15 protein-coding genes and 1 tRNA gene are annotated in these 14,897 nt (G+C 37.5%); 4 read left to right on the top strand and 12 right to left on the bottom strand.

The features are described from left to right. Positions 1-160: 160 nt before the first annotated feature. The 12 genes from DXB39_RS13780 to dnaA form a co-directional block, all read right to left on the bottom strand. Positions 161-248, bottom strand: a tRNA-Ser gene (locus tag DXB39_RS13780). Positions 249-374: 126 nt separating this feature from the next. Next, complete coding sequence (locus DXB39_RS13775; RefSeq protein WP_117842284.1) at positions 375-932, bottom strand: Fe-S-containing hydro-lyase; 558 nt, start codon at positions 930-932, stop codon at positions 375-377. 60 nt (positions 933-992) lie between these two features. Beyond that, positions 993-1,505: a GNAT family N-acetyltransferase gene (locus DXB39_RS13770; protein WP_117842285.1), complete on the bottom strand. Its 513-nt coding sequence runs from the start codon at positions 1,503-1,505 to the stop codon at positions 993-995. Between the two features lies 1 nt (position 1,506). Continuing rightward, a complete protein-coding gene (locus DXB39_RS13765; protein ID WP_117842286.1) occupies positions 1,507-2,352 on the bottom strand; it encodes a fumarate hydratase in 846 nt (281 codons plus the stop codon). An 11-nt stretch (positions 2,353-2,363) separates the two neighbouring features. Further along, the gene (locus tag DXB39_RS13760; protein WP_117842287.1) at positions 2,364-2,864 is read right to left on the bottom strand and encodes a hypothetical protein; all 501 of its coding nucleotides are present in this window, start codon (positions 2,862-2,864) and stop codon (positions 2,364-2,366) included. Between the two features lie 6 nt (positions 2,865-2,870). Next, on the bottom strand, positions 2,871-3,674 hold the full coding sequence (locus tag DXB39_RS13755; RefSeq protein ID WP_117842288.1) for a putative ABC transporter permease: 804 nt from the start codon (positions 3,672-3,674) through the stop codon (positions 2,871-2,873). Positions 3,675-3,748: 74 nt separating this feature from the next. Beyond that, complete coding sequence (gyrA, locus tag DXB39_RS13750; protein ID WP_117842289.1) at positions 3,749-6,343, bottom strand: DNA gyrase subunit A; 2,595 nt, start codon at positions 6,341-6,343, stop codon at positions 3,749-3,751. Positions 6,344-6,355: 12 nt separating this feature from the next. After that, positions 6,356-8,272 (bottom strand): DNA topoisomerase (ATP-hydrolyzing) subunit B, encoded by a 1,917-nt coding sequence (gene gyrB / locus DXB39_RS13745; protein WP_117842290.1) that lies wholly within the window; start codon positions 8,270-8,272, stop codon positions 6,356-6,358. A gap of 27 nt (positions 8,273-8,299) precedes the next feature. Next, positions 8,300-9,391 (bottom strand): DNA replication/repair protein RecF, encoded by a 1,092-nt coding sequence (gene recF, locus DXB39_RS13740; RefSeq protein ID WP_117842291.1) that lies wholly within the window; start codon positions 9,389-9,391, stop codon positions 8,300-8,302. Then, the gene (locus tag DXB39_RS13735) at positions 9,388-9,597 is read right to left on the bottom strand and encodes an RNA-binding S4 domain-containing protein (RefSeq protein ID WP_022242292.1); all 210 of its coding nucleotides are present in this window, start codon (positions 9,595-9,597) and stop codon (positions 9,388-9,390) included. The genes recF and DXB39_RS13735 overlap by 4 nt, the downstream gene beginning before the upstream one ends. A gap of 29 nt (positions 9,598-9,626) precedes the next feature. Then, positions 9,627-10,739, bottom strand: a complete 1,113-nt coding sequence (gene dnaN, locus DXB39_RS13730) for a DNA polymerase III subunit beta (RefSeq protein WP_117699187.1) — start codon at positions 10,737-10,739, stop codon at positions 9,627-9,629. A 272-nt stretch (positions 10,740-11,011) separates the two neighbouring features. Next, on the bottom strand, positions 11,012-12,361 hold the full coding sequence (gene dnaA / locus DXB39_RS13725; RefSeq protein WP_117842292.1) for a chromosomal replication initiator protein DnaA: 1,350 nt from the start codon (positions 12,359-12,361) through the stop codon (positions 11,012-11,014). A gap of 478 nt (positions 12,362-12,839) precedes the next feature. Here dnaA and rpmH point away from each other — a divergent pair, with 478 nt between their 5' ends. Genes rpmH through DXB39_RS13705 form a run of 4 tightly spaced genes read left to right on the top strand, consistent with a single transcriptional unit; the run spans position 12,840 to position 14,892 of the window. After that, on the top strand, positions 12,840-12,983 hold the full coding sequence (rpmH, locus tag DXB39_RS13720) for a 50S ribosomal protein L34 (protein WP_022242295.1): 144 nt from the start codon (positions 12,840-12,842) through the stop codon (positions 12,981-12,983). A 57-nt stretch (positions 12,984-13,040) separates the two neighbouring features. Next, positions 13,041-13,364: a ribonuclease P protein component gene (gene rnpA, locus DXB39_RS13715; protein WP_022242296.1), complete on the top strand. Its 324-nt coding sequence runs from the start codon at positions 13,041-13,043 to the stop codon at positions 13,362-13,364. 24 nt (positions 13,365-13,388) lie between these two features. Then, positions 13,389-13,604 (top strand): membrane protein insertion efficiency factor YidD, encoded by a 216-nt coding sequence (gene yidD, locus DXB39_RS13710; RefSeq protein WP_022242297.1) that lies wholly within the window; start codon positions 13,389-13,391, stop codon positions 13,602-13,604. A 16-nt stretch (positions 13,605-13,620) separates the two neighbouring features. After that, the gene (locus DXB39_RS13705) at positions 13,621-14,892 is read left to right on the top strand and encodes a YidC/Oxa1 family membrane protein insertase (RefSeq protein ID WP_199535143.1); all 1,272 of its coding nucleotides are present in this window, start codon (positions 13,621-13,623) and stop codon (positions 14,890-14,892) included. Positions 14,893-14,897 lie beyond the last annotated feature (5 nt).

The following is a 14,897-nucleotide window of genomic DNA, read 5'->3' as shown; positions in this document are numbered from 1 at the left end:
ATTACGTTTTTCTCAAAATCTTTCAAGGTTATTTCACTGTTCAGTTATCAAGGTTCTTTATTGTATCTCTCAGACACAACTCATTTAGTATAACATCTTATTTCTTATCTGTCAACAACTTTTTCCAAAAAAAAATAAATTTCTTTATCTTTGGAAAAAGCGGAGAAAGAGGGATTTGAACCCTCGCGCCGGTTGCCCGACCTACACCCTTAGCAGGGGCGCCTCTTCAGCCTCTTGAGTATTTCTCCATATCTGAACTTTCCAAATAAATATGATGTTGTCTGCGTACATGACGCATAGATAATAATACTAAAACTATTTCACTTTGTCAATCACAAATTCAAATTATTTTTCACTTATTTTTTTAGAGCATTTTAAAGCTGGATTTTCTTATATTTTTCTATTGCTGTTTCATAGAGGTTGTTGCCATCTCTGTCTATCACAACTATTACCGGGAAGTCTTTTACTTCCAGCTTGCGGATGGCTTCCGCTCCCAAATCTTCATAACAGACAATTTCTGATTTGGTAATACATTTAGAAAGAAGTGCGCCTGCCCCGCCGATTGCTGCAAAGTATACTGCTTTATTACGGATGATGGCATCTATGACTTCTTTGGAACGTTTTCCTTTTCCAATCATTGCCTTTTCACCCAAATCCAATAGGGTTGGTGCATACTTATCCATACGGGTTGCAGTGGTCGGACCTGCGGAACCGATTGGTCTTCCCTCTCTTGCCGGTGATGGTCCCATATAATAGATTGTGGAATCTAAAATGTCTATCGGAAGTTCTTCTCCTCTTTCTAAGACTTCCATCATTCTCTTGTGGGCTGCATCTCTTGCCACATAAATCGTTCCTGTTATGTATACATAATCTCCTGCATGAAGCTCTGCTGTCTTTTCTTCTGTTATCGGTGTTGTAATATATTTATCCATTCTATCACCTGTTCTTTCTATAATAAATAATGATATTTACCAGCTTTTATAATAAATCTATTATAATGCCTTTTCGTAGCACCACCAGTCTTCTCCATAAAGATCCGATTCACCACATTTTGTAAAATTCAATTTCTGATAGGAACGCATTGCCCTTTCATTTGTCTTACTTACCAGAAAATGCACACCTTTCATGCCACTTTTTTTTAATTCTTCCATGGTCTTTTGAATCATAACGCGTGCCATTCCATGATTCTGTTCTGTCTCTCTTATGACAAGACGAGCCAGCTCCGCGGATGGCTCTAACTGCTTCGACCAGCAGGTTAATGCATTTACTTCCGTATCTTCATCAATTGAAATTGCTCCGGCTATTTTATGGGCATTATCTTCTATTATAAATAATGCCTGATTTGCAAAATCTTTTGCAATGGTCTCCCGGCTTGGATATGTTTCATCCCAGGTGCAGCCTTCTGTTCCCATGGCACTCTGGTATAAAGACAATATTTCTTCTGTATTTTCCGGATGTGCCATTTTAAAATAATATTCTTTTCCTTCTATTACAATTGTGTTCATTTTAAATCTCCCTTACCACATGTCTGTTTACATGACAGCAGATGTTCACTGCCACCGGAAGTCCTGCGATATGTGTCGGGTATGTATTGATGTTTACCTTTAAAGCTGTAGTTGTTCCGCCTAATCCGCCCGGTCCGATGCCTAACTTATTAATTTTATCTAACATTTCTATTTCCAGATTTTTTACATAAGGTATTTCAGAATAGGAATCTACGCTTCTGGTTAATGCTTTTTTTGCAAGAATCGCACATTTTTCAAAGGTGCCTCCGATTCCAACGCCTACTACCATTGGCGGGCAGGCATTTGGACCTGCATCAGCTACTGCAGTCATGATGGCATTTTTAACACCTTCGATTCCTTCTGCAGGCTTCAACATGAAGACGCGGCTCATATTTTCACTGCCGAATCCCTTTGGTGCAACAGTCATTTTCACTTTATCGCCTGGCACAATGGAATAATGTATAACTGCCGGAGTATTATCTTTGGTATTTTCACGAATCAGTGGGTCTTTTACGACGGATTTCCGAAGATATCCTTCCACATATCCCTGACGCACTCCTTCATTAATGGCATCTTCTATAGCATCACCTTCGAAATGAACATCCTGTCCTACTTCTATAAATACTACTGCCATTCCGGTATCCTGACAGATTGGAATCTGTTCCTCATCTGCAATCTTAAGATTATCCTGTAACTGATTTAATATTTTCTGTCCTAGTTCAGATTCTTCCGTTGCAGCCGCATTTTTCATTGCTGCATCCATATCCCTGGATAAATAATAATTTGCTTCAATGCACATTTCTTTGATATTTTCTGTTATTTCACTTGTTTTTACTGTTCTTATCATTTCTGCCTCCTTTAATGCATCTGTACTTCCGGTAAAATCTCATCGATATCCATATAGTATTTTTTAAAATTATCCGGTCTTGTATAAATTTTTACCATATTATTTTTCATCATTCCCGCCGGATAAAAGAAAATGTTGCGGCTGTGAAATGTATGGATGCAACCATTTATATCCTGATATCTGGCATATATCACATAAGGGCATCTGCCATTTACGTTTACATTATAATTCATATCTATATTTGAAATTTCTGCCATAATGTAGTAGCCGTTATCTACAATTTTCTTTAAGCTGCTTTTATTATTGTAATGCAATATCAAAAAAATGACACCAATCAGAAAAAAGAAAAGTCCGGTTCCGCCAAAGATGAGTCCTAACATTTTAAAGGCTTCCTCTTTACCGGACTGTGTCAGAAAAAGGATTCCCATTATTAAAAAGACAGAACCCAGCCCTGCAAATATCCATCCTATTATCATGATTGCGCTTATCCCTGTTTTTATTTTCGGTTTCATATTTTCCTACTTTCTTATATTGATTTTCTTTAATTTCTGCAAAATCTCGTTATGATGTTTTGATTTCATATCCGGGAATGCTTTCATCAGACGGCTGGATACTGCATTCTTTTTGGATAAAAGTTCATCATATTTATGATGCAGATTTTCGAGTTTTTCTATCTTTTCTGCATGCCCTTCTTTAAATTCTGCAGATTTTTCCAGTGCTTCTTCTACATTTTCATAAATATTTTCACCAATCTGGTTGGACAATACTTTAATTTTTGCTGCAATATCATCCATTACCTTTAACCTGCGGTTGAACTTCACAATAGTAGATACCGTTACTACTACGTCAATGGCAAATCCGGTCATTATAATTATAAGTAATACCACCCCCACAATATGCGGTATCAGATGAATGAATCCGTAAATAATCGGATGAATAATCAGCATAATAAAGGTACAAGCCAATCCCCAGAAAATTGAAAATTTCAGACATACATATCCCATTATATTAAAGGGTTTATCCGAGTAATCCCACCATTTATTATGAAATACTTTTTCCATTACGAATCCTGTTATAAATTCCAGAACTGATGTCAATAGGAAGGAACCTAAATATAATATCAGCAAATTTTTCTTTAATGGTGTCAGTAACACAACCACGATTAATACTCCACATCCGTAAATTGGACAGTACGGTCCGTTCAAAAATCCCCTGTTTACAAAGATTCCCCTATCCAATGCTGCATATGATACTTCGCTGCACCATCCGATAAATGCATAAATAATAAAAATCCATAGTACTTCATAAAATGTCTGTGGCATCTTTAATCCCCCATTATTTTTTGAAAGGGCGAAATCATGATACAGTGATTCCGCCCTCTTTTTTATAAAGTTTTTTATTCTTCTTCGCTATCCTGCTCTGCGCGGTTAATTAATTCACCAAGCTCCTTGGATATCAGCTCTTCTTCCGATGCTAATGCATCTTCATCTTCTTCTACAATAACACCCTCTGGCTGCTCCGGCTCCGGAATATCATTTTCCATAATGGATTTATCTTCTTTTACCTTAGCCATGCTGGCTACAGTTACTCCGTCATTTACATTAATCAGTTTTACTCCGGATGTTACTCTGCCCAAAAGTGCTGTTCCATTTACCGGAATCCGAATGATGATTCCTTCTGTGGTAATCAGCATTATTTCGTTATCCTGATTTACGGCTTTGACACCGATGATATTACCGGTCTTCTCGGTAATCTTGTAGCACTTCACGCCTTTACCGCCACGGTTCTGTGGTGAGAATTCAGACATCAGGGTACATTTTCCAAGACCTTTTTCAGATACAATCATCAGTGCATCACCCTGGGTATTTAACTGCATTCCTACGACTTTGTCGCTGTCTGCTAAATTCATACCGATAACACCCATGGATACACGACCGGTGCTTCTTACATCTGTTTCATGGAAACGGATACACTGGCCATATTTGGTTACTAAGATGATATCTTTATTGTTATCTGTCTTCTTTACTTCAATCAGTTCATCATCATCACGAAGGTTAATTGCTGCAAGACCTGTCTTACGGACATTTGCATATTCGCAGATTGGTGTCTTCTTCACAATACCATTCTTAGTTGCCATAAAGAGGTATTCACCTTCTTTGTATTCCTTAATCGGAATAACTGCGGTAATTTTCTCACCCGGCTGAAGCTGAAGCAGATTGATAATTGCGGTTCCTCTGGCTGTTCTTCCTGCCTCCGGAATTTCGTATGCTTTCATACGATATACTTTTCCACTGTTGGTAAAGAACATCAGATAATGATGGGAAGTTGTCATGAGAAGTTCTTCGATATAATCGTTCTCAATGGTCTCCATTCCCTTAATTCCTTTACCACCACGATGCTGGCTGCGGAAATTATCTACGCTCATGCGCTTGATATATCCTAATTTTGTCATGGTGATTACCGTATTGGTTACCGGAATCAGATCTTCCATGGAAATGTCATATTCGTCAAATCCGATAGATGTTCTTCTTTCGTCTCCATACTTATCTGCAATCAGAAGAATTTCTTCTCTGATAACACCAAGAAGCTTCTTCTCATCTGCAAGGATTGCTTTTAATTCTGCGATTCTTGCTACTAATTCCTTATATTCATTTTCAATTTTCTCGCGTTCCAGACCTGTCAGTGCACGCAGACGCATATCTACAATAGCCTGTGCCTGTGCATCGCTGAGTCCGAAGCGGTTCATTAATTTTTCTTTTGCTTCCGGTGTTGTCTTACTTCCACGGATAATGGAAATTACTTCATCAATATGGTCTAAGGCAATCAGTAAACCCTCTAACAGATGAGCTCTTTCTTCTGCCTTGTTTAAATCATATTTCGTTCTTCTTGTTACAACTTCCTTCTGATGCATCAGATAGTAGTTTAACATATCAAGAAGATTTAAGACTTTCGGCTGATTATTTACCAGTGCCAGCATAATAACACCAAAGGTGTCCTGTAACTGGGTATGTTTATATAACAGATTTAATACTACGTTTGGATTTACATCACGACGCAGCTCAATACAGATTCTCATACCCTGACGGTCTGATTCATCACGTAAATCTGTGATTCCGTCAATTTTCTTATCTCTTACCAGCTCTGCAATCTTTTCGATGAGTCTGGCTTTATTTACCATATATGGAAGCTCCGTCACAATAATACGGTTCTTTCCATTGTTCATCGGCTCAATATTGGTAACTGCACGGACACGAATCTTTCCACGGCCGGTACGGTATGCTTCGTTGATTCCGGTTGTACCAAGAATCATTCCACCGGTTGGAAAATCAGGTCCTTTTACAATATCTAATAACTCTTCAATATCGGTTCCACGATCCTGCTCTACTTCATTATCAATGATTTTTACTACTGCATTGATAACTTCTCTTAAGTTATGTGGCGGAATATTGGTTGCCATACCTACCGCAATACCAGTTGTACCATTTACTAAAAGATTTGGAAATCTTGATGGCAGTACAACAGGCTCTTTCTCGGTCTCATCAAAGTTTGGCATGAAATCAACGGTATCTTTATTAATATCAGCAAGCATTTCCATGGAAATCTTAGAAAGTCTTGCTTCCGTATATCGCATTGCTGCAGCTCCGTCACCGTCTACGGAACCGAAGTTACCATGACCATCTACCAATGGATATCTGGTAGACCAGTCCTGTGCCATATTTACCAATGCTCCATAGATTGAGCTGTCTCCGTGTGGGTGATATTTACCCATGGTATCTCCGACAATACGGGCGCATTTTCTATGTGGCTTATCCGGACCGTTGTTCAACTCTATCATGGAAAACAGTACACGTCTCTGTACCGGTTTCAGACCATCCCTTACATCCGGCAAAGCCCTGGCTGCAATTACACTCATGGCATAGTCTATATAGGATGTTTCCATCGTTTTCTTTAAGTCTACGTCATGTATCTGGTCAAATATCTTGTCATCCATCTATTCTTCCTCCTAGATATCCAGGTTCTGGACATACTTCGCATTTGCTTCAATAAAATCACGTCTTGGTTCTACTTTATCACCCATTAAGGTGTTGAATGTTACATCAATTTCAGATGCTTCTTCTTCATCCATTACAACACGGCGTAAGATTCTCTTCTCAGGATCCATGGTTGTCTCCCAAAGCTGCTCGGCATCCATTTCTCCTAATCCTTTGTATCGCTGAATCTTATTATTACCGTCTCGTCCAATCTCTTTTAAGATATTGTTGAGCTGTTCATCGCTGTAGGCATACCAGACATTTTTATTTTTCTCAATCTTATAAAGTGGCGGCTGTGCCAGATATACATAGCCCTGTTTGATTAATTCCGGCATGAAACGATAAATGAAAGTAAGCATCAGGGTACTGATATGGGCACCATCCACATCGGCATCGGTCATGATGATAATCTTATGATATCTTAATTTGCTGATATCAAAATCCTCATGAATACCGGTACCAAATGCTGTAATCATAGCTTTAATCTCAGCATTTCCGTAAATTTTATCAAGTCTTGCTTTCTCTACATTCAGAATCTTTCCACGAAGTGGAAGAATTGCCTGGGTTGCACGGCTTCTTGCAGTCTTTGCGGAACCACCGGCGGAATCTCCCTCGACGATGAAAATTTCGCAGTTTTTCGGGTCTTTATCAGAACAGTCTGCTAATTTTCCAGGAAGTGAAGTTCCTTCTAATGCAGTCTTTCTTCTGGTTAAATCTCTTGCTTTTCTCGCTGCCTCTCTTGCACGCTGTGCCAGAAGTGATTTTTCACAAATGGTCTTTGCAACCTGAGGATTCTGCTCTAAAAAGTATGTAAGCTGCTCACTTACTACGCTGTCTACGGCTCCTCTTGCTTCACTGTTACCAAGCTTCTGCTTGGTCTGTCCCTCAAACTGAGGCTCTTCAATCTTAATACTTACAATAGCGGTTAAACCTTCACGGATATCATCACCGGAAAGTGCCAGCTCAGAATCCTTTAAAATCTTATTCGCCCGCGCATATTCATTAAAAGTTTTGGTAAGTGCATTACGGAAACCTGCCAGATGTGTTCCACCCTCCGGCGTGATGATGTTATTGACAAAGCTGTACGTAGCTTCGTTATATGCATCGTTATGCTGCATAGCAACTTCAACAAGAACCCCGTTTTTCTCACCTTCACAATAAATAACCTCCGGATACAATGCTTCCTTGCTCTTATTTAAGTAAGTTACAAATTCCTTAATACCGCCTTCATAATGGAATACCCGTTCTTTTACAGGCTCTTCCCTGTCATCACGAAGTGTAATCCTAAGATTCTTTGTCAGGAATGCAGTCTCTCTTAAACGCTGCTTTAATGTATCAAAATCATATACGGTTTCTTCGAAAATGCTTCCGTCCGGAGAAAAGGTTACAGTAGTACCGGTTTTATTTATATCACATTTTCCGACTTCCTTCAGTGGATACATGGTATGTCCACGTTCATAACGTTGTTTATAAATCTTTCCATCGTGGAAAATTTGTACTTCCAGCCAGTTAGAAAGTGCATTTACAACGGATGCTCCTACACCATGTAACCCACCGGATACCTTATATCCTCCACCGCCGAATTTTCCGCCGGCATGCAATACAGTAAATACTACTTCTACCGCAGGAATACCTGCTTTGTGGTTAATTCCTACCGGAATTCCACGTCCATCATCTTCTACAGTAATGGAATTGTCTTTATTAATCGTAACGATAATATGGGTACAATAACCTGCCAGTGCTTCGTCGACAGAGTTATCCACAATTTCATATACCAGATGGTGAAGTCCTCTCACAGAGGTACTTCCAATATACATTCCAGGTCTCTTTCTTACTGCTTCCAAACCTTCCAAAATCTGAATTTGGTCTGCTCCGTATTCCGTACTCATCTGTATTCCTCCTATTCACGGATTATTTTACATTTCATTTTTTTCACTTACTTTTCCGCTTATGACTTCAAATATTTTATCAATCTGGAAGCGGTTTCTTACAAATTCATCCAGACCGGTACAGGTAATGACCGTCTGAATATCATGTATACTGTTAAGCAGATAATTCTGCCTGTTACTGTCCAGTTCGGAAAGCACATCATCTAAAAGAAGTACCGGTGTATCATGGATACATCTTTTCACCAGCTCTATCTCTGATAATTTCAGTGATAAAGCAGAAGTTCTCTGCTGTCCCTGGGAACCGAATTTACGGATATCTATATCTCCGATAAAAAAGGAAATATCATCTCTGTGGGGTCCCACGGAGGTACTGCAGTATTTTCTGTCCTTTTCCTTTGCCCGGTTTAATTCATCTTCAAAAAAAGCTTCTTCGATATCCGGTTCATACGTCAGCGTCAGCTGCTCCCTGCCACCGGAAATGCTTTCATGGATGCCCCGGACAATTTCATTTAATTCTTCTACAAATCTCCGGCGCCGGCTGATAATCCGCCTGCCGTAAGAAATGAGCTGCATATCCCACACGGATAACGTATTTTCCAAATCCGGATGAAATACCATATCTTTTAACAGCTTATTGCGCTGATTTAAAACTTTATTATACTTGGTTAAATCAGAAAGATAAATTTTATCCAGCTGGCAGATTTCCGAATCTAAAAATCTTCTGCGCTCGGAAGGACCATTTTTGATAATATTTAAATCCTCCGGTGAGAAAAATACCATATTCAGCACACCGAAAAGCTCACTTGCCTTGCGGATTGGCACACCATTAATGGCAATTCCCTTGGAACGGTTCTTCTTCAGATGCATATCAATCTGATAACTCATCTGATTTTTTTCTACCATAGTACGGATATGTGCCTCATCTTCACCAAAACGAATCATTTCTTTGTCGCGGCTTCCCTTATGGGATTTCGTTGTTCCGCTGACATAAATGGATTCTAATATATTGGTCTTTCCCTGGGCATTGTCCCCATATAAAATATTGGTTCCACCGTCAAGATTCAGATTTAACTCTTCATAATTACGGAAATTCTTAAGTTCAATGGACTTTATTATCATTTTACAATCTTTATGGTTTCGCCCAAAGCTTCCACTACATCTCCATCATATAATTTCTTGCCACGCTGTACTTCAACTTCGCCATTTACCTTAACTTTTTCATCTAATATTACGAGCTTGGCAGTGACTCCGGAGTCTACGACTCCGGCGGCTTTTAACGCCTGTCCCAGCTTAATATATTCATCCCGCAGCTTAATTTCCTGCATGATTGCCTCTCTTCCTGCCTCTGCAAATTCTAGTTTGCAGCTGCATTAAAGTTTACCGGAAGAATCAGATAGATAAAGGTCTCATTTTCATCCCGGATAAAACATGGTGCCTTTGGATTTACCATATAAAGGGTTACTTCTTCTTCATCAATGACACGAAGGGCATCGATAAAAAATTTCGGATTAAATCCAATTAAAATATCTTTTCCATCTTTGGTAATATCAATTTCTTCATTCATGGAACCAATGAAAGAATTGATTTTTAATTCCATCTTATCATCTGTTATATTCATGATAATCGGCTTCTTATCTCCCTCTTTTACTAAAAGGGTAGCACGGTCGATACAGTCTAATAATTCACGTTTGTTAATCTTAACCTTTGTCTCATAATCAGAAGAAAGCATCTGTTCAATCTTAAAATACTCGCCTTCAATCAGACGGGAAACAACGGTGGTATTGCCAAATTCAAATACAATATGATTGTCTGATAAATACATGCTGACATCTTCGTCAGCATTTCCCGGGAGAATCTTGCTGATTTCCTGTAAAGTCTTTCCAGGAACAACCACTTTCTTATGCTCATAATTATTTTTCAGTTCTATATTACGGATTGAAATACGGTGGCCATCCAGTGATACAACCTTTAAGCTGTTCTCATTGATTTCAAATAATTCTCCTGTCATCAGCTTATTATTATCATTATCTGCAATAGAAAAGATTGTCTGGCGGATTACTTCTTTTAAAGTAAACTGTGAAATGCTGATTTCTTCATTTCTTTCAATATATGGAATATAAGAAAAATCTTCACCGGATTTTCCAATGATATTGAATTTTGCTTTTTCACAGGTAATGGTTGTCTTAAAGGAAGAGTCTGTTTCGATTACAACTTCATTGTCAGGAAGCTTTCTTACGATATCAGAAAAAACTTTTGCATCTAATGCGATAATTCCTCTTTCTTCAATCTCTCCTTCTATTTTTGTTTCGATTCCAAGTTCCATATCATTGGCAGTTAATTTAATCTCACCGGCAGAAGCATCTATTAAGATACATTCTAAGATAGCCATGGTCGTTCTGGTTGGTACGGCTTTGGAAACAATGTTTACACCATAAAGTAAATTTGATTTTGAACAGATGATTTTCATGTTGTTCATAACTCCTTTCGACATATATAAATATAATATTTAAAAAGAAATTAAACGTCTTATTCTTAGGGGATGTTAATAAGTGAATAACCTCTGCAACCCTTAATTCATAAGCATTTAAAAAAATTTTGTTACTGTATAACCTGTTTAAATGACTGCGGATTGTGTCTTAATAAAAAGTGAATAAATTTTTATGTAAAGTTAACATAATTAGTTATCCAAAGCCATTCCACAGCTAGTTCACAAATTATAAACAGAACCCTGTGCATAAATTAATTTGGGTTAATTTTTTTCTTAATGGTATTTAAGAGATTTACGGTTGCTTCATTAGTCTGTAATTCAGCTTCTACCTTATTAATACCATGAATTACGGTAGAATGATCTCTTCCTCCTAAGAGTTCTCCAATATTTTCTAAGGAAATCCCAGTCATATTTTTGCAAAGATACATGGCAATCTGTCTCGGCTTTGCAATATCGTTGCTGCGGCTTTTAGAAATCATCTGCTCTTTTGTAATATGGAAATGTTCGCATACCACATCAATAATAAGCTGTGGAGTAATCTCCCTCGGCTTGTCCGGAGAAATAATATTCTGAAGCTCTTTCATGGCTACTTCCATGGTAATCTCAGTCTGTTCAAGATTGGAGTAGGCAAGCAGTTTATTTAAAGCACCTTCCAGTTCCCTGATGTTAGACTTAATATTAGTAGCAATGTATTTTAAAATTTCATCATCTAAATGGAAATTATCCATTTCTTCTTTTCTTCGCAGAATTGCCATTCTGGTTTCATAATCCGGAGAACCGATGTCAGCAGTCAGACCGCATTCAAAACGGGAGCGGATACGTTCTTCTAATGTTTCCATATCCTTTGGAGGCTTATCAGAAGAAATAACAATCTGCTTCTTAGCAAGATAAAGCTCATTAAAGGTATGGAAAAATTCTTCCTGTGTACTTTCTTTTCCTATAATAAACTGGATATCGTCGATTAAAAGTACATCGATATTACGATATTTCTCACGGAATTTTGTCATAGCTGTATTATTGCCATTTCGGATGGCTTCAATCAGTTCATTGGTAAAAGTTTCCGAAGAAACGTATAAAATCTTCACATCTGGATTATTGAACTGGATAAAATGTGCGATGGAATGCATCAAATGCGTTTTACCAAGTCCTACGCCTCCATATAAAAAGAGTGGGTTATAGACTTCTCCCGGAGATTCTGCAACAGCCAGTGAAGCTGCATGAGCCAGTTTGTTATTATTTCCAACAACAAAAGTATCGAAGGTATAGTTTGGATTCAAACTGGATTTGTCAATACTTTCTGTATTTACGAAAGCCATCGGTTTCGGTGTGCGCATGGATTTTGCCTGCTCCGGCAGTACAAATTCGATTTCGTAATCCTTTCCAATAATTTCAGCGACTGCTACTTTAATAGGAAGAGTGTATTTCTTGGTAATGTAGTTAAGCCCCATCTGTTCGTCCGGTACCAGTATGTATAAAGTATTGTCTTTGACATCAAATACCTTAAGTGGTTCTAACCAGGTTTTAAAAGAAATGTCAGTAAGTTCATGCTCTTCCTTGACAGTTCTTAAAATTTCTTCCCATTTTTCAATGATCTGTTCCATAAAAATCTCCATGTTTCTATTATTTAAGCTTTTTAAAGCTTCTCATATTTATAGCATTATATAGAATCCTACTCTTTTAATAATAAACTAAATGGGGCAAATTATCAATGAGAACTTTTAAAGGTATAGGTGATAAGCCTAATGTGAATAAAGTGGATAAAAAAGCCTTTATTTTAGCGGAAAAAGCTATTCAAAATTAAGGCAAGGTCATTTTAACAACAAGTTATCCTTAAATTATCTACAGGTTATGCACAGGTTATGAACAATTGTGGATAACCTGTGCATAAAATTTTGATATATAAATTTTATGGTATGGAAGGAAGAAAATGGATACTAGATATAGATTAAAAATAGTTTCTTCCTTATATATATAGTAGTGTAAAAATTAATTACCGAAAAATGCAGGTTTTACTTGACTTGACAGGTTTTTTTGTTATAATTGTACTGATGTTTTCTAGCATAGAGGAGGTGGATTATTATGCATAAAGGTAAGATGACATTTCAGCCAAAAAACAGACAGAGAAATAAAGTTCATGGTTTTCGTAAAAGAATGAGTACAGCAGGCGGAAGAAAAGTATTGGCTGCAAGAAGATTAAAAGGAAGAAAGAAATTATCAGCATAGGCCACAACTTTTGTGGTCTTTTTCTTCTTATTACAAGACTTTTTTAAGGATTGAAAAATGGACTCATTGAAGAAAAACAAAGATTTCCAGAATGTATATCGCAATGGTAAGTCTTATGCGGACAAGTATCTGGTGATGTATGTTCTGGAAAATGGTTTGGAATCGAATCGAATTGGAATCTCCGTCAGTAAAAAAGTAGGAAATAGTGTAGTAAGACATCATCTGACGAGATTATTAAGGGAAAGTTACAGACTGCACGAAGAGATGTTTCATAGTGGTTGGGACATTGTAGTCATCGTAAGGGTGTCAGCAAAAAATGAAGGTTATCACAAGTTAAAGAGTTCATTGCTGCATCTTTCGAATCTTCATGGAATTATTTAAAGATAATATCGAAAAGAAGATGGAATGATTTTGAAAAAAATTTTAATTGCAATCATTAAATTTTATAGAAAATATCTTTCACCAATGAAAACAACAAAGTGCCCTTATTGCCCGACCTGTTCTACTTATGGTTTGATTGCCGTGGAAAAGTATGGTGCAGTAAAGGGGGGAGCACTGGCTCTCTGGAGGATATTAAGATGTAATCCTTTTTCAAAAGGCGGATATGACCCGGTTCCATGATTAGGAGGTACGTTAAGTGTCAGAAATCATTTTAACTCAGTACAATGGTAAGATTCTCGGACCGATTGCGAAGGTCTTAGGATGGATTATGAATGGAATCTATTATGTGCTGAACAGTTTGTTTGGAATAGAAAATATCGGACTTTGCATCATTATCTTAACTTTGATTATTTATGCATGTCTTTTTCCATTAACCTATAAACAGCAGAAGTTTTCAAAGCTTTCACAGAAAATGAATCCAGAACTTCAAGCTATCCAGAAAAAATATAAAAACAAGAGAGATCAGGTATCTATGCAAAAGATGCAGGAAGAGACACAGATGGTTTACCAGAAATATGGTGTTTCACCGACCGGAAGCTGTATCCAGATGTTAATCCAGATGCCGATTCTGTTTGCTTTATATCGTGTATTCTTAAATGTACCGGCATATGTACCGGCTGTAAAAGAGAAGTTTTCTGTTCTTGTTACAGAGATTATGTCTATCGACGGCTTTGCAGATAAGATGACAAGCTTTGTTGATAAAATTAAAATTGCAGGATTATCTGTTGATTTTACTGCAACGGATACAAATGTTCTTCATAATTATATTGTTGATGTTTTATATAAGATGAATACTTCCGGATGGAGTGAGTTAAAAAACGTATTTGGTAATCTTACTAATCTGGATGCAACTGAGAAATCCTTAGAGAAGTTAAACTATTTCCTTGGTCTTAACATTTCAAACAGCCCATGGAATATTATGACAACAGGCTTTAAGTCAGGAGCTTATTTACTTGCAATCGGTGCATTACTGATTCCGGTTATTTCTTTTCTGACACAGAGATTAAATATTAAATTAATGCCTACCGCTTCTACCGGTGAAAATGATGCAATGGCACAGCAGATGAAAACCATGAATCTTATGATGCCATTATTCTCATTTGTAATGTGTTTCACTGTACCGGTTGGTCTTGGTATTTACTGGATTGCCAGTGCTTTGGTTCGTAGTATCCAGCAGTGGGGTATTAACAAACGTCTTGATAAGATGGACTGGGATGCTGTTATGAAAGCTAATCAGGAAAAAGCAAAAGCAAAGCGTGAAAAGAAAATGGGTCTGATTGAAAATCAGATTGCTAATGCTGCTAAGATGAGTACAAAAGCAAATGTTATTGAATCAGGTACTATGACAAAAGAACAAAAGGAAGAAGCTTTAGAGCATGCAGCAGAGGTAAGAAGCAATGCAAAAGCAGGAAGCCTTGCCTCAAAAGCTAACAGAGTACGTGAATTCAATGAAAGAAACAATAAATAGAGGGG

Source organism: Roseburia sp. OM03-7AC (assembly GCF_003462625.1).
Lineage (GTDB): Bacteria > Bacillota > Clostridia > Lachnospirales > Lachnospiraceae > Roseburia_C > Roseburia_C amylophila.
The sequence above is the reverse complement of the archived record's forward strand: the minus strand, read 5'-3'. Positions and strand labels throughout refer to the sequence as shown.

Coding starts and splice junctions, on each gene's coding strand:
- DXB39_RS13765 (WP_117842286.1), bottom strand. CDS start 2,352: ATGATAAGAACAGTAAAAACAAGTGAAATAACAGAAAATATCAAAGAA.
- dnaA (WP_117842292.1), bottom strand. CDS start 12,361: ATGGAACAGATCATTGAAAAATGGGAAGAAATTTTAAGAACTGTCAAG.
- yidD (WP_022242297.1), top strand. CDS start 13,389: ATGATTTTGAAAAAAATTTTAATTGCAATCATTAAATTTTATAGAAAA.
- DXB39_RS13770 (WP_117842285.1), bottom strand. CDS start 1,505: ATGAACACAATTGTAATAGAAGGAAAAGAATATTATTTTAAAATGGCA.
- DXB39_RS13760 (WP_117842287.1), bottom strand. CDS start 2,864: ATGAAACCGAAAATAAAAACAGGGATAAGCGCAATCATGATAATAGGA.
- rnpA (WP_022242296.1), top strand. CDS start 13,041: ATGGACTCATTGAAGAAAAACAAAGATTTCCAGAATGTATATCGCAAT.
- recF (WP_117842291.1), bottom strand. CDS start 9,391: ATGATAATAAAGTCCATTGAACTTAAGAATTTCCGTAATTATGAAGAG.
- DXB39_RS13735 (WP_022242292.1), bottom strand. CDS start 9,597: ATGCAGGAAATTAAGCTGCGGGATGAATATATTAAGCTGGGACAGGCG.
- DXB39_RS13755 (WP_117842288.1), bottom strand. CDS start 3,674: ATGCCACAGACATTTTATGAAGTACTATGGATTTTTATTATTTATGCA.
- DXB39_RS13775 (WP_117842284.1), bottom strand. CDS start 932: ATGGATAAATATATTACAACACCGATAACAGAAGAAAAGACAGCAGAG.
- rpmH (WP_022242295.1), top strand. CDS start 12,840: ATGCATAAAGGTAAGATGACATTTCAGCCAAAAAACAGACAGAGAAAT.
- gyrA (WP_117842289.1), bottom strand. CDS start 6,343: ATGGATGACAAGATATTTGACCAGATACATGACGTAGACTTAAAGAAA.
- gyrB (WP_117842290.1), bottom strand. CDS start 8,272: ATGAGTACGGAATACGGAGCAGACCAAATTCAGATTTTGGAAGGTTTG.
- dnaN (WP_117699187.1), bottom strand. CDS start 10,739: ATGAAAATCATCTGTTCAAAATCAAATTTACTTTATGGTGTAAACATT.